The 23,031-nt window shown below is 49.7% G+C and carries 25 protein-coding genes, 1 tRNA gene and 1 pseudogene; 2 read left to right on the plus strand and 25 right to left on the minus strand.

Annotated features, from left to right (window positions below):
* Nucleotides 1-3: 3 nt before the first annotated feature.
* From IEW48_RS12660 to paaA, 8 genes are all read right to left on the minus strand, one after another.
* Complete coding sequence (locus IEW48_RS12660) at nt 4-1,290, minus strand: CdaR family protein (protein WP_188624075.1); 1,287 nt, start codon at nt 1,288-1,290, stop codon at nt 4-6.
* Nucleotides 1,283-2,104, minus strand: a complete 822-nt coding sequence (gene cdaA, locus IEW48_RS12665) for a diadenylate cyclase CdaA (RefSeq protein WP_229704041.1) — start codon at nt 2,102-2,104, stop codon at nt 1,283-1,285. The genes IEW48_RS12660 and cdaA overlap by 8 nt, the downstream gene beginning before the upstream one ends.
* Nucleotides 2,105-2,179: 75 nt before the next feature.
* Nucleotides 2,180-3,079 carry an arginase gene (gene rocF / locus IEW48_RS12670; protein WP_188624076.1) on the minus strand — a complete coding sequence of 300 codons (900 nt, stop codon included), beginning with the start codon at nt 3,077-3,079 and terminating at the stop codon, nt 2,180-2,182.
* Nucleotides 3,080-3,304: 225 nt separating this feature from the next.
* Nucleotides 3,305-3,381, minus strand: a tRNA-Glu gene (locus IEW48_RS12675).
* A 120-nt stretch (nt 3,382-3,501) separates the two neighbouring features.
* Nucleotides 3,502-3,759, minus strand: a complete 258-nt coding sequence (locus IEW48_RS12680; RefSeq protein WP_188624077.1) for a phage holin family protein — start codon at nt 3,757-3,759, stop codon at nt 3,502-3,504.
* Nucleotides 3,760-3,871: 112 nt separating this feature from the next.
* A complete protein-coding gene (gene paaC, locus IEW48_RS12685; protein ID WP_188624078.1) occupies nt 3,872-4,702 on the minus strand; it encodes a 1,2-phenylacetyl-CoA epoxidase subunit PaaC in 831 nt (276 codons plus the stop codon).
* A gap of 4 nt (nt 4,703-4,706) precedes the next feature.
* Nucleotides 4,707-5,063, minus strand: coding sequence for a 1,2-phenylacetyl-CoA epoxidase subunit B (locus tag IEW48_RS12690; protein WP_188624079.1), 357 nt, complete (start codon nt 5,061-5,063; stop codon nt 4,707-4,709).
* A 16-nt stretch (nt 5,064-5,079) separates the two neighbouring features.
* On the minus strand, nt 5,080-6,054 hold the full coding sequence (gene paaA / locus IEW48_RS12695) for a 1,2-phenylacetyl-CoA epoxidase subunit PaaA (protein WP_188624080.1): 975 nt from the start codon (nt 6,052-6,054) through the stop codon (nt 5,080-5,082).
* Between the two features lie 405 nt (nt 6,055-6,459).
* Between paaA and IEW48_RS12700 the strand changes: the two genes are divergently transcribed.
* A complete protein-coding gene (locus tag IEW48_RS12700) occupies nt 6,460-6,987 on the plus strand; it encodes a gamma carbonic anhydrase family protein (RefSeq protein ID WP_188624081.1) in 528 nt (175 codons plus the stop codon).
* A gap of 67 nt (nt 6,988-7,054) precedes the next feature.
* On the opposite strand, the gene IEW48_RS12705 is transcribed toward IEW48_RS12700, so the two are convergent.
* Nucleotides 7,055-8,293, minus strand: coding sequence for a dihydrolipoamide acetyltransferase family protein (locus IEW48_RS12705; RefSeq protein WP_188624082.1), 1,239 nt, complete (start codon nt 8,291-8,293; stop codon nt 7,055-7,057).
* Nucleotides 8,294-8,359: 66 nt separating this feature from the next.
* Nucleotides 8,360-9,421, minus strand: a complete 1,062-nt coding sequence (locus tag IEW48_RS12710; RefSeq protein WP_268236572.1) for an alpha-ketoacid dehydrogenase subunit beta — start codon at nt 9,419-9,421, stop codon at nt 8,360-8,362.
* A 443-nt stretch (nt 9,422-9,864) separates the two neighbouring features.
* Between IEW48_RS12710 and IEW48_RS12715 the strand changes: the two are divergent.
* Nucleotides 9,865-11,083, plus strand: a pseudogene (locus tag IEW48_RS12715) (IS110 family RNA-guided transposase).
* Nucleotides 11,084-11,249: 166 nt separating this feature from the next.
* Here the strand turns inward: IEW48_RS12715 and pdhA are convergent.
* The 15 genes from pdhA to IEW48_RS17140 form a co-directional block, all read right to left on the minus strand.
* Complete coding sequence (pdhA, locus tag IEW48_RS12720) at nt 11,250-12,362, minus strand: pyruvate dehydrogenase (acetyl-transferring) E1 component subunit alpha (RefSeq protein ID WP_188624083.1); 1,113 nt, start codon at nt 12,360-12,362, stop codon at nt 11,250-11,252.
* Nucleotides 12,359-13,474, minus strand: coding sequence for a Leu/Phe/Val dehydrogenase (locus IEW48_RS12725; RefSeq protein ID WP_188624084.1), 1,116 nt, complete (start codon nt 13,472-13,474; stop codon nt 12,359-12,361). The genes pdhA and IEW48_RS12725 overlap by 4 nt, the downstream gene beginning before the upstream one ends.
* Nucleotides 13,471-14,475, minus strand: coding sequence for an NAD(P)H-dependent flavin oxidoreductase (locus tag IEW48_RS12730; RefSeq protein ID WP_188624085.1), 1,005 nt, complete (start codon nt 14,473-14,475; stop codon nt 13,471-13,473). Before IEW48_RS12730 ends, IEW48_RS12725 begins: the two co-directional genes overlap by 4 nt.
* Nucleotides 14,447-15,208 carry a 3-hydroxyacyl-CoA dehydrogenase family protein gene (locus tag IEW48_RS12735; RefSeq protein WP_188624086.1) on the minus strand — a complete coding sequence of 254 codons (762 nt, stop codon included), beginning with the start codon at nt 15,206-15,208 and terminating at the stop codon, nt 14,447-14,449. Before IEW48_RS12735 ends, IEW48_RS12730 begins: the two co-directional genes overlap by 29 nt.
* Complete coding sequence (locus IEW48_RS12740; RefSeq protein WP_188624087.1) at nt 15,201-16,094, minus strand: 3-hydroxyacyl-CoA dehydrogenase NAD-binding domain-containing protein; 894 nt, start codon at nt 16,092-16,094, stop codon at nt 15,201-15,203. The genes IEW48_RS12735 and IEW48_RS12740 overlap by 8 nt, the downstream gene beginning before the upstream one ends.
* Nucleotides 16,095-16,099: 5 nt before the next feature.
* Nucleotides 16,100-16,882, minus strand: a complete 783-nt coding sequence (locus IEW48_RS12745) for an enoyl-CoA hydratase-related protein (RefSeq protein ID WP_188624088.1) — start codon at nt 16,880-16,882, stop codon at nt 16,100-16,102.
* An 11-nt stretch (nt 16,883-16,893) separates the two neighbouring features.
* A complete protein-coding gene (locus IEW48_RS12750) occupies nt 16,894-17,667 on the minus strand; it encodes an enoyl-CoA hydratase-related protein (RefSeq protein ID WP_188624089.1) in 774 nt (257 codons plus the stop codon).
* Nucleotides 17,668-17,676: 9 nt separating this feature from the next.
* Nucleotides 17,677-17,997, minus strand: a complete 321-nt coding sequence (locus tag IEW48_RS12755; protein WP_188624090.1) for an EthD family reductase — start codon at nt 17,995-17,997, stop codon at nt 17,677-17,679.
* A gap of 36 nt (nt 17,998-18,033) precedes the next feature.
* Nucleotides 18,034-18,834: an enoyl-CoA hydratase-related protein gene (locus IEW48_RS12760; RefSeq protein WP_007505864.1), complete on the minus strand. Its 801-nt coding sequence runs from the start codon at nt 18,832-18,834 to the stop codon at nt 18,034-18,036.
* Nucleotides 18,835-18,837: 3 nt separating this feature from the next.
* Nucleotides 18,838-20,040: a 3-oxoadipyl-CoA thiolase gene (gene pcaF, locus IEW48_RS12765; RefSeq protein ID WP_188624091.1), complete on the minus strand. Its 1,203-nt coding sequence runs from the start codon at nt 20,038-20,040 to the stop codon at nt 18,838-18,840.
* Between the two features lie 15 nt (nt 20,041-20,055).
* A complete protein-coding gene (locus IEW48_RS12770; RefSeq protein WP_188624095.1) occupies nt 20,056-20,259 on the minus strand; it encodes a hypothetical protein in 204 nt (67 codons plus the stop codon).
* Nucleotides 20,260-20,310: 51 nt separating this feature from the next.
* A complete protein-coding gene (gene paaD / locus IEW48_RS12775) occupies nt 20,311-20,793 on the minus strand; it encodes a 1,2-phenylacetyl-CoA epoxidase subunit PaaD (RefSeq protein ID WP_188624092.1) in 483 nt (160 codons plus the stop codon).
* Nucleotides 20,794-21,278: 485 nt separating this feature from the next.
* Nucleotides 21,279-21,710, minus strand: a complete 432-nt coding sequence (locus tag IEW48_RS12780) for a PaaI family thioesterase (protein ID WP_007505876.1) — start codon at nt 21,708-21,710, stop codon at nt 21,279-21,281.
* A 15-nt stretch (nt 21,711-21,725) separates the two neighbouring features.
* Complete coding sequence (gene paaX, locus IEW48_RS12785; RefSeq protein WP_042685932.1) at nt 21,726-22,601, minus strand: phenylacetic acid degradation operon negative regulatory protein PaaX; 876 nt, start codon at nt 22,599-22,601, stop codon at nt 21,726-21,728.
* 187 nt (nt 22,602-22,788) lie between these two features.
* Nucleotides 22,789-23,031, minus strand: a 243-nt coding sequence (locus IEW48_RS17140; RefSeq protein WP_229704042.1) for a hypothetical protein, incomplete at its 5' end; no start/stop codon positions are given.

A 23,031-nucleotide genomic window follows, 5' to 3' on the forward strand; every position in this document is an offset into this window, starting at 1 on the left:
GGGTCACTCTCCTTCTTTGTTATCCTCATTTTCGTCTTCGTCCTCTTCAACATCAGCCATCGTCTTTTCGGCTTCTTTAGAGGAAGAAATGCGGACTTCTACTTCAGATGGTCGCGGTGAAGCAGTCAAATCTCCGGGCAGATCGACACTGACCGGCAACCGGTGATCTCCCTCCCTAAGTCCCTTCGCATCAATCCATACTTTGAGATCGCTTTGTTTCAATGTCTTCAGACGCTGTTCACTGCCCTTTACGGCCAACTGCAGCTTGCCGTCAGCCGGGCTTTTAAAACTCACTTCATAGCCCGAAGCTAAGCCCCTTACTTCAACGGGCACATTGGAGTACAGCTGTTCACGAACTGGCTCCACTTCCACAAATACCTCAATTTGCTTTGGTTTAACTGCCGTCCAATGATCGCCTAGTGCTATATCCAACGTTACAGATTTACTTTCGTCTATGGTGGATAGATCCAATGTTGTGCTGATTTCCCCCAGTTGGTCCAGGACATTTTGCGGTGCAAATACCTCAACCTCATCCGTATCAGGGTGGATTCCCACCAAACTAAGCCCTTCTGGGAGCTCGTTAATCAGTTCGATGTTGACCGGCACCATGGCGCTTGGGATTTGAACCGGCACGGTCACTTCGACAACCTCTGGTTTAATCTCCACCTCTAACTCCAGCCCCTGATGATTATATGCTTTCAAGGTTACTTCTTGCTTCCCGCTTCTGCCCAGACGTTCAAGGTTGAAAACCCCCCTCACCGAGGCCACTTGTTCCAAGACGGAGGTGGGCCCAATCACTTCAACTTCTCCTGGTGAAACGAGCGGTTTGCCTACTTCATAACCTTCAGGTAACTGGCCGGAGAAGTCAATGCGCACCGGGAAGGTACGCGATTCTTTTTTCTCTAACACAACATAAACAGAACTGGGAATAATTGTAACTCTTACATCTTCCGGAAACCCTTCATGTTGAACGGGGACGCGATGTTCACCTGCCCCCAGTTCAGTCAGGTCAACATACAAACGATAAGCACCCTGCCGCAAAGTGATCAAATTGAGTAAGGACCGGCGCCCGGTCAGAACGACCTGGACCGTTTCATCCATCTCCATCAAGGCATATTGGTCTTCATCATAGACTGCTTCCACCTGGACATTATCAATGGTTAATTGCTCTTCTGTCTGCCGGATTGGGGCCGTCCCTTCTTGATCGAGCGTGACAATCATCCACAGCATCAGGGCGATCAGAAAGGCAATGCCTTTCATCGCCGTGTTGTTCTCAAAGAATTTATCCATGTTTTTTCCCCCTCATCCAGAAAGAAGCATTGGCCAAGGGGGCCCGGAATTCCTCATCCAACATTTCCAGCAATTTTTCTTCACTTAAATCGCGGTATACTTCTCCGTTTCTGGATAATGAAATTTGGCCTGTTTCTTCTGAGACAACAATAGAAACACTATCCGTCACTTCACTTATGCCCAATGCTGCGCGGTGTCTTGTACCTAACTCCTTGCTGATTAACGGATTTTCGGACAGCGGTAAATAACAGCCGGCCGCTTTGACCTGATCTTTGCGCACAATGACGGCCCCATCATGCAAGGGGGTGTTGGGAATAAAAATATTAATGAGCAATTCGGATGAAATCTGACCATTAATAGCGATGCCTGTCTCAATATAATCATTTAAACCCGTTTCTTTCTCTAACACAATCAGGGCGCCAATCCGGCGTTTAGCCAGATACTGGACCGCTTTAACCGTTTCATTGATGGCCGTGGTCATCTTCTCTTCATCAAGGTGGTTTGTGCGTGCAAAGAGTCGTCCCCGGCCCAATTGCTCCAATGCGCGGCGTAGTTCAGGCTGAAAAATGATGATGACAGCCAATACCCCGTACGTCATAGCTTGAGACATGAGCCATGACAATGTTTTGAGACCAAAAAAACTGCTCAAGAGCCACCCGGCCACGATCACCATCATGCCTTTAAACAGCTGGACCGCACGGGTTCCTCTGATCAAGGTAATCAATTTATATATGACAAGGGTTACGAGCAAGATATCTATAATTTCGGTCAAATAATCCATGACCGAAAACTCGGCCAAAAAACCCCACTCCATCCTTTTTACCACCACCCAGCAAGTACCATGAGAATAAGGCACGGCCTACACCGTGCCTTTTTCATTATAGTATATTTACAACAGTTTTTCACCAAATAATGAGCCCATAAGAGCCACGGCCACTTTGGCTGTTTTATTGCTATGGTCCAAAATAGGGTTGACTTCCACAAACTCAGCCGAGGTGATAATATCCGCTTCAGCCAGCATTTCCATGGCCAGGTGGCTTTCCCGGTAAGTTAATCCGCCTATGACAGGTGTTCCTACACCAGGGGCGTCATGGGGATCAAGCCCATCCAAATCCAAGCTGAGATGGACACCATCCGTTCCTTGGGTCACATGACTGATGGCTTCCTCCATCACTCTGGTCATGCCTAAACGGTCCACTTCATGCATGGTATACACTTTCAACCCAATCTCCCGAATCAGGTGCTTCTCCCCTTCATCAAGTTCCCTGACCCCGATGATCACGACGTTCTCCGGTTTAATTTTGGGCGCATATCCGCCAATGCCGGTCAGTCTCTCATGACCGATGCCCAGACTGACGGCAAGGGACATACCGTGAATATTGCCAGAGGGAGACGTCTCACCAGTATTTAAATCACCGTGGGCATCAAACCAAATAACCCCCAACCGCTTATAATGCCTTGCCACTCCAGCAATAGTGCCAATGGCAATGCTGTGATCCCCTCCCAAAATCAAGGGGAAGCTGCCGCCCGCAACTATCTCACTGACTCTATCGGCCAGTACCTGATTGACCTCTACAACCTCATCCAAACACTTTAGGTTTAACTCGTTAGATGTTCTTTCTTCTATACTGGGAACGGGAATATCCCCCAGATCTTTCACCTCAAAGCCCAGTTTCTCAAGACGCTCCTTGGCATTGGCATAGCGCATGGCGCTTGGTCCCATATCCACTCCGCGCCGTCCTTGTCCAAGATCCATGGGTACGCCCAGGATGCTGACTTTGCGGTTCATGGCTGGTTCTCCCTCCAATCATTGCTTTCCTATGCCCCTATTGTATCCCTTTTCAAAACAGTGACTCAACTCGACACTTTTGTGTATATGTATACATCTACACCCCTATGCTGTCCACGTCAGATACAATTTACACCAAAAGCTTCGGCAAACAACAAAAAGCCTTCCCGTTTGTGAACAGGAAGGCCATTTATCCTAACCTGTATAAAATATAAAGACAAAAAATGGTGACCCGTAGGGGATTCGAACCCCTGAATGCCGGCGTGAAAGGCCGGTGTGTTAAGCCACTTCACCAACGGGCCACGCAATAGTAGAACGGATTGATTTTGACAGTTTATATTATAAAAAGCTTCATCGCGTTTGTAAAGGGGTAGTGTCTGTTTTCATATAAGTTAAAAAACCCCGGTCAACTGCCGGGAAACTCAGTTTTTCATTCCTTCTTTCGTTTGTTTGACCAGCTGATGACCAAACACAGCCACGCCTGTGACTAAAATTCCCTGGATCACCGATTCGACGCCAGGGCCCAGCAGCGCTACCGTAAACGTGATCCCCAACAGAAGCAACACCCACACAATGGCCCAGTCAGCAAAGTGGGGGGTTTTCTTCAGAAACAGGCCAATCAGCCATAACACCGGAACAACAATGAAAGCTTCCTGAACAATGTAGCTGAGCCAGTCCATCTCTACCACCACCTCAATACATATATACGCATTCTCGGTGGCGATTCTACATGGAAAAAAATAAAATACAGCCCCCTGTATTGGAGGCTCTTTTTTCTGCCAGGATACAAACTTACCACGATGCCGCAGGATCTGTTTTATACACTTCGCTTAGCTGAGCCAGGGCGGCCTCAAAAGCTTCACTGTGTGTGCCGTCGCGGCCGCTGTTCTGCACCGGGGACGGATCACCAGGCCAGTTCAATCCGGCATCCTGGAGGATTTCTTTCATATCGTTCAGCCATGCTTTTTTCGTCACTTCAGCAGACTGAATTAACCCATAGGCCACCATTTGTTCTTCTTCGGCCCCAAGATCAAACAGGCTGTCCACATCTGCCCATACTTTGTTAATGGCTTCATTGAGACGGTTTGTGGATTCCTCCGTGGCCCCTGCCAATTGCTTGATCCATACTTGCCAGTGTTGGAGATGATAAAATTGTTCCCGCAGCATTTTTTGGGCAGCCAAGGCCAGCGGCTGATAGGATGATCGGGTAACCGCCTGTAAACGAATGCGCTTGAAGGTCTCATAAGCCAGATTGCGAACCACAGCATAGGCCCAGTCATAGTCAGGATTCTCTGAATAGAGTCCTTCGCCATTGGGACGTTCAACCAGCACCGCATGCCGGAATTCCTCCGGTTTTCTCAAATAGGCGATATCATCTGCTTTCCCTTCTCCCAGTTCTTCCAGCATTTCATAGAGGATCAAGGCATGCCCCATGGTATTCTGGGTAATGGAGGAATAAGCCACATCTTCTTCAATATGAGGCACCAACCCCAGCCATTCAGAGCCGCGGTGGCTGATAACCAGATCATCGTCAGCCATTTGGTATAACAAAGTTGTCAGCGCCTTCAAATAAGCGACGTTCTTTTTTGCTTCCTGAGCGGTTTGCACTTGTCCAATGTCCATGGGTTTATCCCTCCACTTCCAAGCCCTTGGCCAATTTATCCTTTGCCTGTTCTCTCAATTTTCTCCACTTGCTGGTCACATGGGCATAGTAACTAGCCTGACGATAATCCTTGTTATTCAGCCGATAGAGCATCTGGCGCTGTTCAGGTTTGACAAAGTGCATGTCTTCCCTTTTAACGACAAAGAGGTTGTAAACTTCCTCATCCCGTCTTAAAAAGTTTTCCTGGGCCATGGTCAAAGCCACTTCAGCATTGGGAGCGAGCAAACTGAACTGGCTCTCGAAGCTGGAAGTGGGTTTTTTCTGACTGAAGACTTCATAGACATGATACCCTTTGGTGGATACATCCTGTTTATTGGTCATCCGACCCTCACTCCTTCTAAACCGCCATGTTTTGTCTGGCCATCAAGGCTTCGCGTACCCACGCTGCATTTTCGAAAGCGTCCCGTCTCAAAGCCAGGCGCACTTGAGATCTGGGCCCTTGGTTTTTGGCAATCACATTTTTCAGATAGGTGTAATCCGGGTGCGTGTAGACCCATTTTTGCTCCTTGTGGTCATAATGCAGTTTGTCATCGGGAATCTCTAAACCAAGCGCCTGGATCTGGGGAACATACTTATCCAGAAACTCCTGTCTCAGTTGCTCATTGGTTTTGGTTCTGATTTTATAGCGCAGATTAATGTCTTGATTGCTTTGAATTCCCTGGTTTTCCGGAGGACCGAAGAACAACAGCAAGGCATCCCACCAGCGGTTCAACGCCTCCTGCATCATCCTGCGCTGTTCCGGCGTGCCCTCCCCTAATTTCTGGGCCATATCTTCACCATGAAAAGCGTGAAAACGTTCTTCTGCGGTGATCCGCTTCAAGGCACGGGCATAGGGTGCATAGGAGCTGGAAAGCAACATTCTTTGGGTAATGATAGCAGCGCCGTCCACCAGCCAGCCGATCAACGCGGCGTCAGCCCAAGTGGGAGCCGGCATATGAAAGACATTGTGAAACTTGAGTCTTCCGGCATACAACTCAGCCAGAATGTCTTCCCGGGTTTTGCCCAAAGGTCTCAACAGATCTTCAGCCACCCGCAAGAGCAGTTGGCCATGTCCAACTTCATCCTGCACCTTGGCCATCAGGGACAATTTTCTTTTCAGAGTCGGCGCCTTGGGCACCCATTCCTTTTCGGGCAGAGCTCCCATGATTTCACTGATGCCATGCATGCTGATCAATTTGATCAATTGATAACGGTAGTCATCCGGCATCCAGTCATCCGCTTCAATCTTTTCCCCCCGGTCAATGCGATCCAAAAACGCTTCCACACGCGGGTCATCGGAATTAATGGTCACTTGAGGACGCGGCAACACCATTGATACCCCCTTACCAAATATATCTCATGCATAATATAACGTTTTGTTACCGATATAATATAATTTTGTCATACTATTTGTCAATACCCTCTTTCAAATAATATCTTATTTTTCGACATCATTGAGCCTATTTTCTTTAAATCCTAAGAAGAATAAAAATATAAAAAGACCCTGCAGGGGGAGGATCATCGCCTTTTCCCATTCTCAGAAGGGGAGGGTTATATTATAACTAAATATTCACGATCGTTGACAAAAATATGATACTTATTCACTCCATTCCAATCAGGCACGTCATGTATTTTGTGAAACTTGCTAAAAGTGGTGTTTTGCGCAAAAATTTGGACTAGATCTAAAGTGTCATTTATTATTTTAATATAAAATGAAGACAAGAAAGGAGCTTGGCTTATGTTATATTCCTTTCAGGGCAAAAAGCCCCAGTTGGCAGAAAACGTATATATTGCTCCCGGTGCCCGCATTATCGGGGATGTGGTGATCGGGGAGGAATCCAGCATCTGGTACAATGCCGTCCTGCGGGGAGATGAAGGACGAATCACCATCGGCAAGCGTACCAATATCCAGGACAACAGCACCTTGCATTTATATCCGCAGTATCCCTTGATTATCGAAGATGAAGTCACTGTCGGGCACAATGTCATCCTGCACGGCTGTCACATCCATACAGGATCCTTGATCGGCATGGGGGCCACCATCCTGGACGGCGTTGAAATCGGGGAATACTGCTTCATCGCGGCCAATACCTTAATTACTCCAGGCAAAAAAATCCCGCCCCGCTCCTTTGTGATGGGCAGCCCCGGGAAGGTGATCAGGGAAGTGACCGGGGAAGAGATCAACATGCTTAAAGAGTCAGCCCAACATTATACCGCCAAAGCCAAACTCTATCTCAGGGAGCAAGCCCCAAAGAAATTAGATTGACCAACATCGTGTCATCACAGCCCCCATGCATATACCGTTGTAGTTCGAGGTTGTGCTGGGGTACTGGTCAACTCAGTTGGGCAAACAGGGTTAACGGTTTCTCAAGGAGCTCCTTCATGCGGTTGGTAAACTGGACGGCCGTCACCCCGTCAGCCACCCGGTGGTCAAAGGACATGGAGAAATTCATCATGGACCGGATGACGATTTCCTGATTACGGACCACCGGCATCTCTTCCAACTGGTGAAAGGCCATGATGGCCACCTCAGGATAGTTGATAATGGGGGTGGCCAACATCCCCCCGATGGGGCCTACATTGCTGATGGTGAAGGTGCCTCCCCTCAGCTCGGAAGCGGTAAGGGCATTTTGCTGGGCTTTTTTGGTCAGCTGCTTCATTTGACGGTTGATCTCCACGATGCTCAAACGGTCAGCCCCTTTGAGGACAGGGACGATCAGGCCTTCCTCTGTATGGGCCGCAATACCAATGTTGATGTCCGCCTCCAGAATGATCTCTTCATTCTCTTCATCCAGCTTGGCATTGAAAATGGGAAACTCTTTCAGCGAAACAGTCAAGGCTTTGATGACAAAAGCCATGATAGAAAGACTTACCGTTTCCTCTTCGGAAGAAAGCGCGGCTTGCAACTCCTTTTTCACTTTCAACAGATCAGTCAAGTCCACTTTATCAAAATGGGTGACATGGGGAATGGTAAACATGGACTGGACCATTTTCTGGCCGATTTGTTTTCGCCGCCCTTTATACGGAATTCGTCTCGGTTCCCGGCGCTGAACGGTATCTTCCTGCGAACCTTCTTGAAGGGCGGGAGTCGCTTCAGGTACCTTGGTCTCTTGAGCGGAAGCCTGGCTGGCCGTGGAACCGTCACCACGCTGTGGCTCATCTGCTTGCCTTCCCTGGGCATAACGCCTAACGTCCTCCACCGTGATACGGCCGTCTTTTCCTGTTCCGTGCACCAGCTCAATTTGGACACCCAGCTCACGGGCCACTTTTCGTGTATAAGGAGCGGCCATCACATTGCGTAAACGGCGCATCCGATCATTACGTTCATGACGTTCATGATGTTCATCTATGGTGATGATCACTTGACCAACCTGAACCACTGCTCCTTCTCTGACATGAATCCTGTCAATTTTACCAGCCACAGGGGCAGGAATTTCTGCCGTGACCTTATCCGTCTGCACTTCGATAACCGGTTGGTCGGCTTCAACCATCTCGCCTTCTTCTACCAGTAATTTGACGACCTCCCCTTCCGTCATCCCTTCCCCGATATCCGCCAACTTCATCTCATACATGTCCATTCACCTCTTCTGTCCATCGGTATTCTTGGTCAACAATCCGATCAGTCCTGTACTCCCGGCTTAGAAGGTTATTACCCGTTCGATGGCATCCCGGATTCGTGCCGGTGAAGGCAAATAATCATCTTCCAAGGTGAATAAGGGGACGTGAACGTCAAAACCGGTGACCCGTTCAATGGGCGAGCGCAGATAGAGCAGCGCTTTGTCGTTAATTAAGGCAATGATTTCAGCCCCAACGCCTCCGCTGCGGTGAGCCTCATGGACAATGACCACCCTTCCGGTTTTCTTTACCGAGCGGATGATGGTGTCATAATCCAGGGGATACAACGTGCGCAGATCAATCACGTCCGCTTGATAGTCCTTTTCTCTGGCCGCCTGCTCAGCAGCTTCCATAGCGGGGCGCACCATGTTCCCCCAGGCAATGACAGTCACATCATCACCTTCCCGGACCCGTTTGGCTTTGCCCAGTTCCACAGTATATTTATCGGCCGGTACGTCTTGCCGTTGGGCACGGTAGCTTTTCATTGGTTCCAGAAAGAGAACCGGATCTGGGTCTTCTATACTGGCAATAAGCAAACCTTTGGCATCATAGGGATTGGACGGAACCACCACTTTCAATCCCGGCACATGGAAAAAGAAGGACTCGGTGCTGTCGGAATGGAGTTCAGGTGCCCGAATCCCGGCGCCATAAGGGGCGCGAATGACCAGCGGAACAGAGTAACGTCCACAAGTTCTCATCCGGATGCGGGCAGCATGGGAGACAATTTGTTCAAACCCCGGATAGATGAAGCCCAGAAACTGAATTTCAGCCACCGGTTTATAGCCGTTTAAAGCAAGCCCAATGCTGGTCCCAATGATTCCTGATTCCGCCAGGGGCGTATCGATGACACGCTCTTCTCCGAATTCTTCGATCAGCCCGTCCGTGGCCCTGAAAACCCCGCCGTTACGTCCAATATCCTCCCCCAATAACAGGACAGTCTCATCCTCCCTCATCATGGTCCGCAGTCCGTCGGTCACCGCTTGCACCAATGTGAGGGATCTGGACACAGAAGCCTGTTGAAAGGACTGGGAAGGCTGGTTTTTCACTCTGAACCTCTTCGCTTGTTCCAGCACATTCATCCCCATGCCCATTCCTCCTCGTATAGTATTTTTAGAAAGATTTTTTAATCGAATTTCCAGTTGGATATGCTCCTTGACAATCGCATATTCTTGGGTGACTTGCCCACGGGGGAGGGGCGCCCCTCCCCCGTGGGTCGCAAACATATTTCACAAACATCGGGGTTGGACTTTTCGCGATGCTCCTGGATAATGGTCTTGAGGATCATCGGGGACACTCTTCTTTCTCCTGTAGCTTTGACTACTTGGAAAGTCTGTCTCCCCGGCTCCTGTTCGGACGTCTAACCCGCAGGCTGTTCCCGTTGGTTCCCCATGCTGGAAGGAGCAGCTTCCAGGCAGCCCATGGCCCAACGTGAGTTCTCATACGCGAGGGTGACTGGTCAACAGGCGCGGTCCGGGGGCATCCCGAAGAGTCCCAACCCCACGATCCTACTACGATTGGAGGTGATCTCATGAAACTCTACGTCGGGATTGACGTGAGCTCGACGGACTTATACACGTGCATCATGGATCAAGAAGGAAACATATGCGCGCAATTCAAGGTGGACAACCATCTCCTTGGCGCAACCTCCCTTCGCGATCAAATCCTCCTGTGGGCCAACCAGCGCCAACCATCCGAAATTCTCATCGGGATGGAAGCCACTTCGGTCTACAGCTGGCACCCGGCGATGTTTTTCCACCAACAGGAGGAGCTGAAGTCTTGGCATGTCAAGGTGTTTACCATCAATCCAAAGCTCATTCGCAAATTTAAAGAAGCTTACACCGACTTGGATAAAACGGACGGTATCGATGCATGGATCATCGCCGACCGGCTTCGCTTTGGCCGCTTGAAAGTGACAGCTGTCATGCACGAACAGTTCATTGCGCTTCAGCGACTCACACGCATGCGCTATCATCTTGTCCATCAGCTGACCCGAGAAAAGCAGTACTTCCTCCAACACTTGTTTTACAAGTGTAGCTCGTTTACCCAAGAGGTGGACAGCTCCGTGTTCGGACATGCCATCTCTCGAATCGTTTAGCTTAGACGAAATCAGCCAGATGGACGTGCAACAGCTTGCTGACTTCCTCCGCCAAAAAGGACGCAATCGCTTTGCCGATCCGGAATGCATCGCCAAGTCCATTCAAAAGGCGGCTCGTTCGTCGTATCGGCTTTCCAAGTGTGTCGAGGATTCCATCGATTTGCTTTTAGGGCTGTCGATTCAGTCTATTCGCAGTCTTCAGGCGCAAATCAAAGAACTCGACAAAGCGATCATCCGCCATTTGGAAGGCATACCGAATACGTTGCAAACGATTCCCGGCATTGGTCCTGTCTATGCCGCTGGCATCTTGGCCGAAATTGGGCAAATTGAACGCTTTGACAACCAAGCTGCCTTAGCCAAGTATGCAGGTCTGACTTGGGCCAAGCATCAGTCCGGTCGTTTCCAAGCTGAAGAGACGTCCCTCATCCGTTCCGGCAATCGCTATCTCCGTTACTACCTAGTGGAGGCTGCCAACTCGGTACAACGGCATGATGCGACATTTCGCGCGTATTACCGGAAAAAGTATGAGGAAGTGCCAAAGCATCAACATAAACGAGCCCTCGTCCTCACCGCTCGAAAACTCGTGCGTGTGATCGATGCGCTGCTACGCAACGGTCAAATCTACACGCCAAGAAAGGAGATAGATCGATAGGGGTATCGATCTAACTGATTTTGTATTAAAACCCAGTTAATGACATAAGACAAGACTGGGCTTCTTAAGTATTGCCTTTTTTCGGGTCATCGGACAATCGAATTTCCAATTTCGATGATTTTTCACCTTGACATATTACCGCAGGACTTTATGCAGATCATGAGATTTAGAGAGATTTCATTTCACCAGGATAAGATTCAAACACTTTCTGTTGTTCCTGCAGGTTCCACGTAGGTTCTTCAAAGACATACTTAAACATGTCAGCGGGGTCAGCTTGCGGATAGGCTTCCATGGTTTTGACAGCTTCATCAATCTCCCTGGTGAAAGTTTCCCTCAAGCCCTGGGCCCATTCCTCATCCCAGTCTCCCTGTTTTTTCAGCGCTTTTTCCATGCGGTCCAAGGGGTCGAATATCCGGCGCTGTTCACTTTCCTTTTGATCACGGTATTTGGTCGGGTCGTCAGCAGTGGTGTGGGCACCGTAACGCCAGGTGACAGCTTCAATCAGAGTGGGTTCTCCTTTCTCCCTCGCCCTGTGCAAGGCCGTTTTTGTGGCAGTATAAACGGCGAGACCATCATTTCCGTCCACTCTGATCCCAGCAAGATCATAAGCTAAAGCTTTTTGGGCAATCGTTTTACTCCTCATCTGTCTCTCCATCGGTACGCTGATGGCAAAACCATTGTTCTGGCAGAAAAACACCACGGGAACATGAAACACACTGGCAAAATTTAAACCTTCATGAAAATCCCCTTCACTGGTGGCCCCGTCGCCAAAATAAACAATGGCCGCCTGCCGGGAACCTTTCATTTTCTCTGCCCAAGCGGCTCCCACGGCATGTGGAATCTGGGTGGCGATGGGTACCGAAGGAGGAAAAATGTGTTTGCCTTCTGGCGGGACACATCCTTCCATCCGGGCAGCCCAGTACAACAGGACCTGGACCATGGAATGGCCGAAGGTTAATGTGGCCGCATGATCGCGATAGGTGGGAAAAAGCCAGTCTTTTTCATCCAAGGCCAGAGCACTGCCGACCTGGGCTGCTTCTTGCCCTTCAAACGGGGCATAGGTGCCAATGCGCCCTTGGCGCTGCAAGTTGACACATTTGCGGTCAAACAGGCGGGCTCTCAGCATCTGTGCATATATTTGGCGCATCAGCGCCACATCATAATGGGCTTGGCCTTCCTCCGACAATGTTCCGTCGGGGGCGATCAATTGGTACAGGGGATATTGTTCTTCCAGTGAACGGGCCTCAAGTTTCAATTGCTGAGTAACAGGGGTATTCATAAACGTCTCACCCTCCACTTCGGTGGTTTGTCAGGGGAGAAGAAACTGTTCAGCCGGGCGCGTTTTTGCAGGCGTTCTTCCACAAACTGATTGGCCGCTTCCACTGTTGAAACCGCTTTCTTTTCGGCGCTTTGAAAAATCTCAAACAATGTGTCATACAACGCCCTGGTTTTCTTCAACACCCTCGCTTTGTTGGGACCGTATAATTCATCGGAAACCTGAATCAGTCCCCCGGCATTGACAATGTAGTCAGGGGCATAAAGAATGTTTTTGGCTTGCAGCACTTTGCCATGCCGGTCTTCCAACAGCTGATTGTTAGCAGCACCGCAGACAGCTTTCACTTTAAGGCGTTCAATGGTCTCGTCATTGATAATGCCGCCGATGGCACAAGGCACAAAGACATCAGCCCCTACCCCGTAAATGTCATCAGCGGTAACTGCCTGAACATGACCTGGGTATTGGTACGCTTTTTCTTCCAGTTTGGCGATGGTTTCCGGATCCACATCTGTGACATAAACATTGGCCCCTTCTTTCAACAGCCCTTCGGCCACCTTGAACCCCACTTTGCCCAGTCCCTGGACAGCAAAGATCCGTTCAGTGAGAACGTCAGTGCCCCATAAAAACTGGCTGACAGCCCTCAGGCCTTGCATAACCCCAAAGGCGGTGGTGACGGACGAATCCCCGTTCCCTCCATATTCTTCCGGCAAGCCGACAATAAAGCTGGTTTCCTTGTACGCCTGAACAAAATCCTCAGGTGTTGTTCCCATGTCGGTACCGGTGTAGAAACGTCCGTTCAAACTCTGCACAAACTGGCCGAAGGCCCGAAACAGCTCCGGTGTTTTATCTTTGCGGGGGTCGCCAATAATTACCGCTTTTCCTCCGCCGAAATCCACATCGGCAGCCACACATTTATAGGTCATGCCTTTCGACAGACGCAGTACGTCAGTTAAAGCTTCCTCTTCACTTTTATACGGTAACATGCGGCAACCACCCAAGGCCGGGCCCAAGGTAGTATTATGAATGGCAATAATGGCTTTTAAGCCCGTATGGGGATCATTGCAGAACATGACTTGTTCATGCTCGCTGATTTGATCAAAAGTCACCGTACTCATCTTCTCTCCTCCCCGCTGAATTCCCCCAGGGAGAGAGCCCCCAGGGCCTGATAAGCTTCGTCTACCATGGATTCAAACAACTCTTGCACAGTCACGATCCTGTCGATGGCCCCACTGATCTGCCCGGCGTTAACATGTCCCTGGTCCAGCTGTCCCAAGATAGCGCCCCGGTAGTGGCTTTCTTCATCCAGTTTTCGCAAAAATTCATGTTCCTCCATGCCATCCCGTTCAGCCTGGGCTATCCGCTCGGCATACGGCGTTTTAAGCAGGCGCGTCACCCTGCCGTAACGCCGGCCCACAACCAAGGTGTCTTCATCCCCGCTTTCAAGGAGCGCCTGTTGGTAATGCTCATGGACATGGGCTTCCATGGTGGCGATGAGACGGGTACCCATCTGCACGCCACGGGCTCCCAAAGCCAGAGCAGCCAAAAACCCCCTTCCATCTCCGATTCCCCCGGCGGCCACCACTGGACAACTGACAGCCCGGGCCACCTGGGGGATGAGGGTCATGGTGGTTAATTCCTTGGGCGAATTTTTCCCAGCGGCTTCAAACCCTTCGGCCACAATAACATCAGCCCCGGCTTCTTCCGCTTTTTTAGCCTGCCTAACGGTGGAGACGACCACCATGACTTTAATCCCTTCGGCTTTCAGCCGCTCTGCCCATGGTTGGGGATTGCCTGCCGATAAGGAGACCACAGGTATTTTATATGTCAAGATGAGGTCCATCACGCCCTGGATGTTCGGATGGACGGACAGGGGAACATTGAGCCCGTATTCATAACGGTCACCCAACAGGTCCAGCACTTTCTTTACCTTAGCTTCCACTTCGCCCACTGGCAGGGAGCCGGCCCCGATCTGGCCCAGGCCCCCCGCCCGGGAAACAGCAGCACACAGTTCAGGGGGTGAAATATTTCCCATTCCCCCTTGAATAAAGGGGTAGTGGAGTTTGAGAGGAGAAAGATGGCTGGCCAGATTACTGCACCAGGTGTCCTTGGAGATCATGGCGATAAAACCCCTTTCCAGTGTGCAGACCCAGTTGACGGGCCAGCACTTTTTTCCGCAATAACGGCGCCGGCCGGTAGCGGTCATCTCCCAAATCCCGGTGTAGGCCTTGTAAAATCCACAGGATGTGTTCAAGACCGATTTTATCCGCCCACTCCAGAGGGCCAAAGGGATAATTGGTTCCCTTTTTCATGGCAATGTCGATATCCTTTGCGCTGGCAACGCCTTCAGCCAGGGTATGGGCAGCCTCATTGATGATCAAAGCGAGGGTGCGGGGGAAAATACCGCCCACTTCATCAACCACGGTTTCCACTTCTTTGCCGTATTGACCCAGCAAATCCTGGACCTTTTCCACCAATGGAGAGTCTGCTTGCAACGGGACGGAAAGTTCCATCACGTTCATATCCTCAAAGTGAAGGGGATGATAGCCGAATAAACGCTGGGGCTTTTGACACCAGCTGGCCATTTCCGTGGCCGAATGGTGCAGGAAGGAACAGAGCAGAGGGACATCTTGATCCAGCAGCTGATCCAGGGTTTGAACCAGCCGCTTTTTATCCTCACTGGGGCCGGTCAGGGTATCAAAGGCGAGACCAATACCATCCAAATGATCTTTTTCCGCTTTCAAATCTAGAGCAGAAAGGGTGATTATTTCCACCTGGTCTTGCGGCCACCATTTACCCACGGAAACATTGAACCGGGTATCGCCTGTGACAAGCACTTTGAGTTTAGTCATAGGTGTAAAACCCCTTTCCAGTTTTTCTCCCCAGCCGGCCGCTTTTCACCATCTGTTCCTGCAGGGGATGAGGCCTGAAGCGGGCATCACCGTGAAAAGCCTGAAACAGTGAAGAGGTGGTCGCAAAATTGATATCGATCCCGATCATATCCTGGAGTTCAAAGGGACCCATTTTAAATCCGGCTCCCTTCATGACCCGGTCGATCGTCTGGAAGTCAGCCAACCCTTCACCGTAGATCTTCAGGGCTTCGTTATAGAAGGGTCTGGCCACACGGTTGACGATAAAACCGGGTGTATCCTTTACTCTGACAGGGGATTTACCCACCATTTTTAAAAACTGGTAAATATCGTCCACGAGTTTTTCGTCCGTTTCCAGCCCTTGGATCACTTCCACCAGCGGCATAACAGGAGCGGGATTGAAAAAGTGCATGCCTAGCACCCTTTCCGGGCAGGTGGTGGCACTGGCCATTTCCGATATGGACAGAGACGAGGTATTGGAGGCATAAATAAGGCCGGGTCCGTAACTTTCCGTCAAAGTTTTGAACAAGTCTTTTTTCACGTTGATTTTTTCAATAATGGCTTCGATGATCAAGGCCCCCCGGTGCCCGCTGAAACTGTTGGTACAACGGAGAGCTTCCAGCTTTTCCGCGGCAAATCCTTGAGGCACCTTCCCCTTTTCCTCCAGGCGCAGGAGGCGTGTTTCAATTTCGTTCTTAGCATGATCTAAGACATCCTGGGACACATCGATCAATGTGACAGGATAGGCATGTTGTAAGAAGAATTGGGCGATACCCCGCCCCATCGTACCGGCTCCAACAACAATAATCCCTGTTTTGAACTGTTCAGCAATCGATTGGGTACCGTCTTGCTCCCATTCCTTCGACATGGTCTCTACTTCCCTTCGAAGCGCGGTTTTCTTTTTTCAAAGAAAGCTTGAACTCCTTCTTGATGATCACGGGTCTTTCCGGCAATTTCCTGGGCATAGGCTTCATATTCCAGCGCTTCTTCCAATGTGCGGCTGTGCAAAGCTCTGTCCATGGTGCGCTTGATCAAGCCTATGGCCCGGGTCGGCATCTCCGCCAACCGTTTGGCAAACCGGAACGCTTCTTCATCCAGCTTGCCGGCTTCCACCACACGGTTCACCAGGCCCAGCTCATACGCTTTTTCAGCAGTGATTTTTTCACCCAGGACAGCCAGTTCCATCGCTTTGGCCAACCCGACGAGCCTGGGCAGGAAATAACAGCTTCCCGAATCGGGAATCAGGCCGATGTGGATAAAGGCTTCAATAAAGCTGGCCTGATCCGACGCAATGCGGAAATCGCAAGCCAGGGCCAGGCTGCAACCTGCACCGGCAGCCACTCCGTTCACCGCAGCAACCACCGGTTTTTCCAGGTTGCGGATGGCCAGAATCATGGGATTGTACCGTTTACGTAAAAATTGCCCATGGTTCACTGGCTTGTCACCCTTTACACTGGCCAAATCCTCGCCGGCGGAGAAGGCCCGGCCGGCTCCGGTCAGAAGCACGGCCCGTATCTCATCATTTGTGGCGATGTCTTTGAACGCCTTGGTGATCTCCTTGTTCATCTCTTCCGTAAAGGCATTCAGTTTGTCCGGGCGGTTTAAGGTCACGATAGCCACTTGATCCTCGATTTCAAAACGAATGGTGGTGTACATGCTGTTCCCCCCTACCGACCTTTGAACTGGGGCGTTCTTTTTTCCTGAAAAGCCTTCATGCCTTCCACACGGTCTTCCGTGCCAAAACACATGTAAAACGCATTGCGTTCAAAATCCATTCCCACCTGGGTCGGGGTATCCAGGGCCTTATAGACCGCCTCCTTGATGAGCGTCACAGCCACTGGAGACTTTTGGGCGATTTCATGAGCCAAGCTTAACGCTTCCTGCATGACCAGTTCATCTGGCACCAGCTTGGTCACTAAACCACATTCATAGGCCACCCTGGCGGGAAGCGGTTTTCCGGTCAAAAGGTATTCCATCGCCCGGGCTTTTCCCAGGGCTTTTGTCAAACGCTGGGTGCCACCTGCACCAGGCATGACACCCAAATTAATCTCCGGCTGGCCGAATATAGCATTTTCGGAGGCGACGATCATATCGCAGCTCATGGCCAGTTCACACCCGCCTCCCAAAGCATAGCCCTGAACCGCTGCAATCAGCGGCTTGGTGAAGCGGGGGATGATATCCCAGACGAGAAACTGGTTTTTCATCTTGATTTCGGCCAGTGACACATCTGCCATCTCATCTATGTCGGCACCGGCGGCAAAGGCTTTCCCATTTCCCGTCAAAATGATGGCCCGGACGCTGTCATCATCTTGCAGCGCCTTGAGCTGGTCGACCAATTCATCCATGAGGGCCAGGTTTAACGCATTTAAGACCTGGGGACGGTTGAGGCGCAGGATGGCGACCGGTCCTTCAATGTTTTTTAAGACCAAAGGCTGGCTCATCACCGTCACCTACCCGTCGATCACTTCGGATTCCGTCACTTCCCCCAGCATCATGGTAACCAGTTTGCCGGCGAAGCCCATCAAATCTTTGGCTGCCGCCTTCCCTTCCTCAGACTGCATGGCTTGATTAAGAGCCTCTTTATTTTCAAAATACATTTCTGCCAAGAGATAATAAGGACTTTCGCCCATAGGGGCCCCATAAATTTTGGTCACTTCCATTCTTTTCAGCCCCGGCATTTTTTTGGCCAATGGCGCATGAATATTTTCATAGTGTTCGTCAAAGGCTTTGGGATCCTCAGGTTGTTTATACAAAGCAATTAATTTAACCATGACTAACATCCTCCTTAGTTCATAGGGCCGCCACGTTCAGCGGCCTTTGAATTGAGGTTTGCGTTTTTCACTGAAGGCTTCTAAGGCCTCCACCCGGTCTTCCGTAGGGATTAAGACTTCATAGGCTTTGTTCTCGATGGCCATACCGGTCTGTGTATCCACATCAAAACCGTGATCGATAGCATGCTTGGCCTGAATGACGGCCAAGGGAGCCATCTCTTCCAAACGCCGGGCGGCTTCCAGAGCCAGCTCCCACACATTTTCAGCCGTACCGTTGAGAAGTCCCAGCTGCTCGGCTTCTCTGGCCTCGATCCGCTTGGCCATCATGATTAACTCCTTGGCTTTGGCCTTGCCGATAAGCTTTGGCAGGCGAATGGTCCCTCCTGCTCCAGGGATGATCCCCAAGCTGACTTCCGTCAAACCCATTTTGGTTTCCGGATGGGCATAACGGAAATCGCAGGCCAATGCCAGCTCAAAACCGCCTCCAAAAGCATAGCCGTGGAGAACGGCAATGGTGGGCTGGGGAAGGGCTTCCAGTTGGTCACAAACGGTTCGGATCTTATGCACATTGCGGCGCACTTGGTCATCAGTCAGGGTTTTGCGCTCTTTCAAGTCAGCCCCCACACAAAATCCTTTGCCCTCCCCCCGTAGCAAGACAGCGCGAATGCTCCGGTCATAACGTATGGCTTCCAAGGCTTCTCCCAACTCACAGAGGGTTTGGTAATTAAGGGCATTGAGGTTGTCGGGACGGTTCAAGGTTAAAATCGCCCGCCCGCCTTCTTTTTCCAAACGGACATTCTGCAGGCCAAGTTCAGTGTCGAAGGTCACTTTTTCCACGCTCTATTCTCCCCTTTGTACGATAGTGGCGATGCCTTGCCCCACACCAATGCACATGGTGGCCAGTCCCCAGCTGGCATTCCGCCGTTTCATCTCGTACAGAAGGGTGGTCAGAATTCGCGCCCCACTGGCCCCTAGAGGATGTCCCAGGGCGATGGCTCCACCGTTGACATTCACCTTTTCCTGATCCAGTTCAAGCTGGCGGATGCAGGCCAAAGACTGGGAGGCAAAGGCTTCGTTCAATTCAATCAATTCAATATTGTCAATCGAAATTCCTGCCCGTTGCAACGCTTTTCTCGTCGCCGGAACGGGCCCGATCCCCATGATGTTGGGCTCCACGCCAGCTACAGCCGACGTCACATAACGGCCCAGGGGTTCCATTCCCAGCGCTTTGGACTTTTCAGCGCTCATGAGCAGCAAGGCAGCCGCACCATCATTGATGCCCGAGGCATTCCCCGCCGTTACGGTTCCATTTTCAAACAACGGTTTTAATTGAGCCAGTTTTTCCAACGTGGTGTTGGGCCGGGGATGCTCATCGGTGTCCACCACGGTTTCATTCCCTTTTTTGTCCCGAATCGTGACAGGAACAATCTCTTCCTTAAACTTGCCTGCTTCATAAGCCGCTTTATAGCGCATCTGGCTCTGGAAGGCGAAACGGTCTTGATCCTCCCGGCTGATGCCGAAGCGTTTGGCCACTTCCTCTGCCGTTTCCGGCATGGATAAAGTGCCATACATGGCCTCCATTTTCGGATTGATAAACCGCCAGCCGATGGTGGTATCAAATAACTCATGATTGCCTCTGGGGAATTCCGACTCAGGTTTAGCCATCACCAATGGAGCCCGGGTCATGCTTTCCACCCCGCCAGCGATGTAGATATCCCCTTCGCCGGCCATGATTGCCCGTGCAGCTTGATTAACCGCATCTAAACCTGATCCGCACAGCCGGTTAACGGTCGTCCCCCCCACTTCTTGGGGCAGACCAGCAAGAAGAAGGCCCATGCGTGCCACATTGCGATTGTCTTCACCAGCCTGATTGGCACAACCAAACACGACATCCTCGATTTCCTCCACCCTCACTTCCGGATTACGTTCCACCAACGCTTTGATCACATGGGCCGCCAGGTCATCGGGGCGCACATCTTTCAGCGCCCCTTTGTAGCGGCCGATGGGGGTTCTGACTGCATCAACAATGACAACTTCTCTCATCTGTCAACACCCCGTTTACACGCCAAAGGGATTAAGGGGTTTCGGACCGATGTAGGACAACACGCTTTTCGTTTCCGTATAGAGATCCAGCGTTTCACCGGTAAAGGCCACCTTGTCCACATAGGTGTTAAAGGTTGCACCGGATTCACTGTCAACAAATTGGCCTCCGATAAACATTTGATAGGTTTCTTTCACTTGGACAGTTGCTTGTGTGGTCATTATAAACCTCCCCATCTATCGTGTAAGGTTTTGTGATATGATCATCAATCCTTAAACAGGCTTGATGGCTTCAAAAGGATTTTTACATTTGGTGCAATACAGAATACTGCGACAGGCTGTGGGGCCAAACAGGTTTTCCATGACCGTTTTGGGTGAATGACAATAAGGGCATTCCACAATCCACTTTTGTCCTGCCTGATATTCCCTAGGGGGCGGTGCAATGCCCATTTTCTTCAGGTTCTCCCTCCCCTCTTCGCTAATGCGATCGGAGGTCCAGGGAATATCTAAAACAAAACGCACTTTGATCTGCTCTTCAGGAAACAATGCCTTCAAGTGTTGGACCACATCTTTTTTAATTAAGTCCAAGGCCGGGCAGCCGACAAAGGTGGGTATGATTTCCACCTCAACCGCCTGTCCCTGACAGCGCACATCCTTGACCATCCCCATCTCAACAATACTGACAGTGGGAAGCTCGGGATCTTTGACTTGCTTTAATGTCTCCCAAACCTCTTCCACTTTGATCTGGGTCTCCATACGCTCACCCCCTATCCCCTCATCAGCAGCCCACACTTATTTCTAATAAAAATCTATGCGTTTATATTTCGTTATATAAATATGTGCTCATAAAATGTTGATATTTTGCTTTATTATTTTTTTATAGATTATATAGTATTTTAAATAACGCATTTAGTGCCCTGTTTTCTCTATTATCAATATAATATATAACGTTTTTCTAACGTTAGTATAAAATATTTTCACACATTTTTCAATACAAAATTTTCACTACAAAAGCTGATCAAATATTATTTGTGAGAGCAATAAAAAAAGGAGCTAACGCTCCCTTTCAATGCAAGTCATATTCCATTTTCCGGTCACATTCAATGACGTATATGTGACATACTCCCACCACCTACGCTGACGCTTAGAGGTGGGAGACTTCTGTCGGAGGTAAGTTAAAATAACAAATTTTTAGTGGATATAAATAATGACGTTATATTCTGGTAAAGAAAATGCTGCGATCATGTTGTGGCCCTGGCGATGATCATATGGGAAACGGCTGTAGCCACCTTTTTCCCATCCTGGGTGAGTTCAGCCACCAGATAAGCCACTTGTTTTCCTAACCGCTCCACCCTGGCTTCAACTTGAACCTTTCCAGGAACCACGGGCCGATGGTAGGTGGTGTGCAAATCAATGGAAGCAAAGGTCTGTTCATCAGTTAATACGGAAGCGATGGCATAAGCCATCATGATGTCGGCAGCAGAAGATAAAAAGCCGCCCATGGCCACGCCCAAACCATTGACAAAGGCATGTTCCACTTGCCAAACGCCTTTAGCAACACCATTTCCAGCTGAAAGCACCGTCAGGTTGATGGTCTTGTCACAAGGAGGGGGAGGCATTTCCTTGCTGACTACTTTTTTTAAATCAGACATGGTATACCGCTTGGTTTGCATCTTGATCTCTCCTTTCTAACGCTCAATGATAAAGGGATGGTCCAGCACATCATATTTGGGCTCCTTTTGGCCGTTCTGACCTTCAGCGAACACTTCCTCAAAAAAACGGCTGGCTGGTTTAGCCAGAATTTGATAATAGTCCCTGAACAAGGCAGCGGCATGTTCACCCAGCCAATGATCTGGGAGAAGCTCTCCAGGCAGCCCCGGGTCGACGAACAGGAACTTGCGATATTCGTGAACCAATTTGGTGCGTTCCACGAAGCACTCTTCATCACTCATTTTGTTCATCTCAATCTTGTTGCGGTCAATGACAAAGCGTTTGCTGTAATGGTCAATAAACTCTTGATAACGTCCGTTAATCTCCTCCAGATCCCAACAGCGTTCTACCAGGCTCTTGTTATCGTTGGGCCCCTTGTTTTCGGCCACGAAAAAGTCCACATAGTCATCCAAACCGTAACGCTCCACCATTTCCGCCACTTGTTCCTCAAGGGGATTAGGGGAAATCCAGCAACTATGGGACAACGAGCCAAAACCACTCCAGACGAGTTCCTTACGCAGCTCATCCCTGATATGGCGCTTGGTTTCCGGTATGGAATAAATGAGCATGCGCCACTTACCGTCCCATCGTTCCGGCTTCAGCTTAAAGATCCGTTTGGCTGCCACATTCATGCGCTTTTTACCCCGCTCAGTCAGGGAATAGTAGCTCTTGTTGCCCCGCTTGTGGGATTTAACCCAACCCTGTTTCTGCATTCTGGACATGGCGGCCCTCACCGATTGGGCATTGTGGCCAAAGGCTTCCAACAGACGAATGAGACTGCCAATCCAAATTTCTCCACCGTAATGACGGATATAGTCTCCATAGAGGGTAAAGATCATGGACCGTGTTTTCATGCCTTTAGACATCGACTCTGCTCCTTTTTTATATCCTTAATCGTTTTAGTTTATTATAACGTAAAATATTCGCCAATCAAAAATCATGTTATATCATTCTCTCTTTAACTGCAAGGGCTGGCATCCGCTAATTTAATATTCTTTCCTCTAATTCTAAAACATATCTATAATTTTAATATAAAAAATATTATTTAACAATATACACCGTTATTTTTTCGTCATATAATTTAGTTAAATAAGTACTCAACTTTTGCACCTTGAAAAACACGAGAATCCCTTGATTTAACTGGGGAATTTGGTCAGAAAACGCGAAAAACACCCAATCCTTTGGTAAAATGAAGTTGTCTAAACCAACATCTACCAAGGAAAGGATGTTTTTCATGTCTATCGTACCAAATTCCTCGGCTTCTGACCAGCAACTTCTTTCAAG

This window comes from Caldalkalibacillus thermarum, from assembly GCF_014644735.1.
Classification (GTDB): domain Bacteria; phylum Bacillota; class Bacilli; order Caldalkalibacillales; family Caldalkalibacillaceae; genus Caldalkalibacillus; species Caldalkalibacillus thermarum.

Coding starts and splice junctions, on each gene's coding strand:
- pcaF (WP_188624091.1), bottom strand. CDS start 20,040: ATGAGAGAAGTTGTCATTGTTGATGCAGTCAGAACCCCCATCGGCCGC.
- paaD (WP_188624092.1), bottom strand. CDS start 20,793: ATGGAGACCCAGATCAAAGTGGAAGAGGTTTGGGAGACATTAAAGCAA.
- pdhA (WP_188624083.1), bottom strand. CDS start 12,362: ATGAATACCCCTGTTACTCAGCAATTGAAACTTGAGGCCCGTTCACTG.
- IEW48_RS12750 (WP_188624089.1), bottom strand. CDS start 17,667: ATGAGCCAGCCTTTGGTCTTAAAAAACATTGAAGGACCGGTCGCCATC.
- paaC (WP_188624078.1), bottom strand. CDS start 4,702: ATGGACATTGGACAAGTGCAAACCGCTCAGGAAGCAAAAAAGAACGTC.
- IEW48_RS12700 (WP_188624081.1), top strand. CDS start 6,460: ATGTTATATTCCTTTCAGGGCAAAAAGCCCCAGTTGGCAGAAAACGTA.
- IEW48_RS12710 (WP_268236572.1), bottom strand. CDS start 9,421: ATGGGGATGAATGTGCTGGAACAAGCGAAGAGGTTCAGAGTGAAAAAC.
- IEW48_RS12690 (WP_188624079.1), bottom strand. CDS start 5,063: ATGACCAATAAACAGGATGTATCCACCAAAGGGTATCATGTCTATGAA.
- rocF (WP_188624076.1), bottom strand. CDS start 3,079: ATGAACCGCAAAGTCAGCATCCTGGGCGTACCCATGGATCTTGGACAA.
- IEW48_RS12735 (WP_188624086.1), bottom strand. CDS start 15,208: ATGACTAAACTCAAAGTGCTTGTCACAGGCGATACCCGGTTCAATGTT.
- IEW48_RS12755 (WP_188624090.1), bottom strand. CDS start 17,997: ATGGTTAAATTAATTGCTTTGTATAAACAACCTGAGGATCCCAAAGCC.
- IEW48_RS12770 (WP_188624095.1), bottom strand. CDS start 20,259: ATGACCACACAAGCAACTGTCCAAGTGAAAGAAACCTATCAAATGTTT.
- IEW48_RS12730 (WP_188624085.1), bottom strand. CDS start 14,475: ATGATCTCCAAGGACACCTGGTGCAGTAATCTGGCCAGCCATCTTTCT.
- IEW48_RS12725 (WP_188624084.1), bottom strand. CDS start 13,474: ATGAGTACGGTGACTTTTGATCAAATCAGCGAGCATGAACAAGTCATG.
- cdaA (WP_229704041.1), bottom strand. CDS start 2,104: ATGGAGTGGGGTTTTTTGGCCGAGTTTTCGGTCATGGATTATTTGACC.
- IEW48_RS12740 (WP_188624087.1), bottom strand. CDS start 16,094: ATGTCGAAGGAATGGGAGCAAGACGGTACCCAATCGATTGCTGAACAG.
- IEW48_RS12745 (WP_188624088.1), bottom strand. CDS start 16,882: ATGTACACCACCATTCGTTTTGAAATCGAGGATCAAGTGGCTATCGTG.
- paaX (WP_042685932.1), bottom strand. CDS start 22,601: ATGAAAACACGGTCCATGATCTTTACCCTCTATGGAGACTATATCCGT.
- IEW48_RS12680 (WP_188624077.1), bottom strand. CDS start 3,759: ATGGACTGGCTCAGCTACATTGTTCAGGAAGCTTTCATTGTTGTTCCG.
- paaA (WP_188624080.1), bottom strand. CDS start 6,054: ATGGTGTTGCCGCGTCCTCAAGTGACCATTAATTCCGATGACCCGCGT.
- IEW48_RS12660 (WP_188624075.1), bottom strand. CDS start 1,290: ATGGATAAATTCTTTGAGAACAACACGGCGATGAAAGGCATTGCCTTT.
- IEW48_RS12780 (WP_007505876.1), bottom strand. CDS start 21,710: ATGCAAACCAAGCGGTATACCATGTCTGATTTAAAAAAAGTAGTCAGC.
- IEW48_RS12705 (WP_188624082.1), bottom strand. CDS start 8,293: ATGTATGAGATGAAGTTGGCGGATATCGGGGAAGGGATGACGGAAGGG.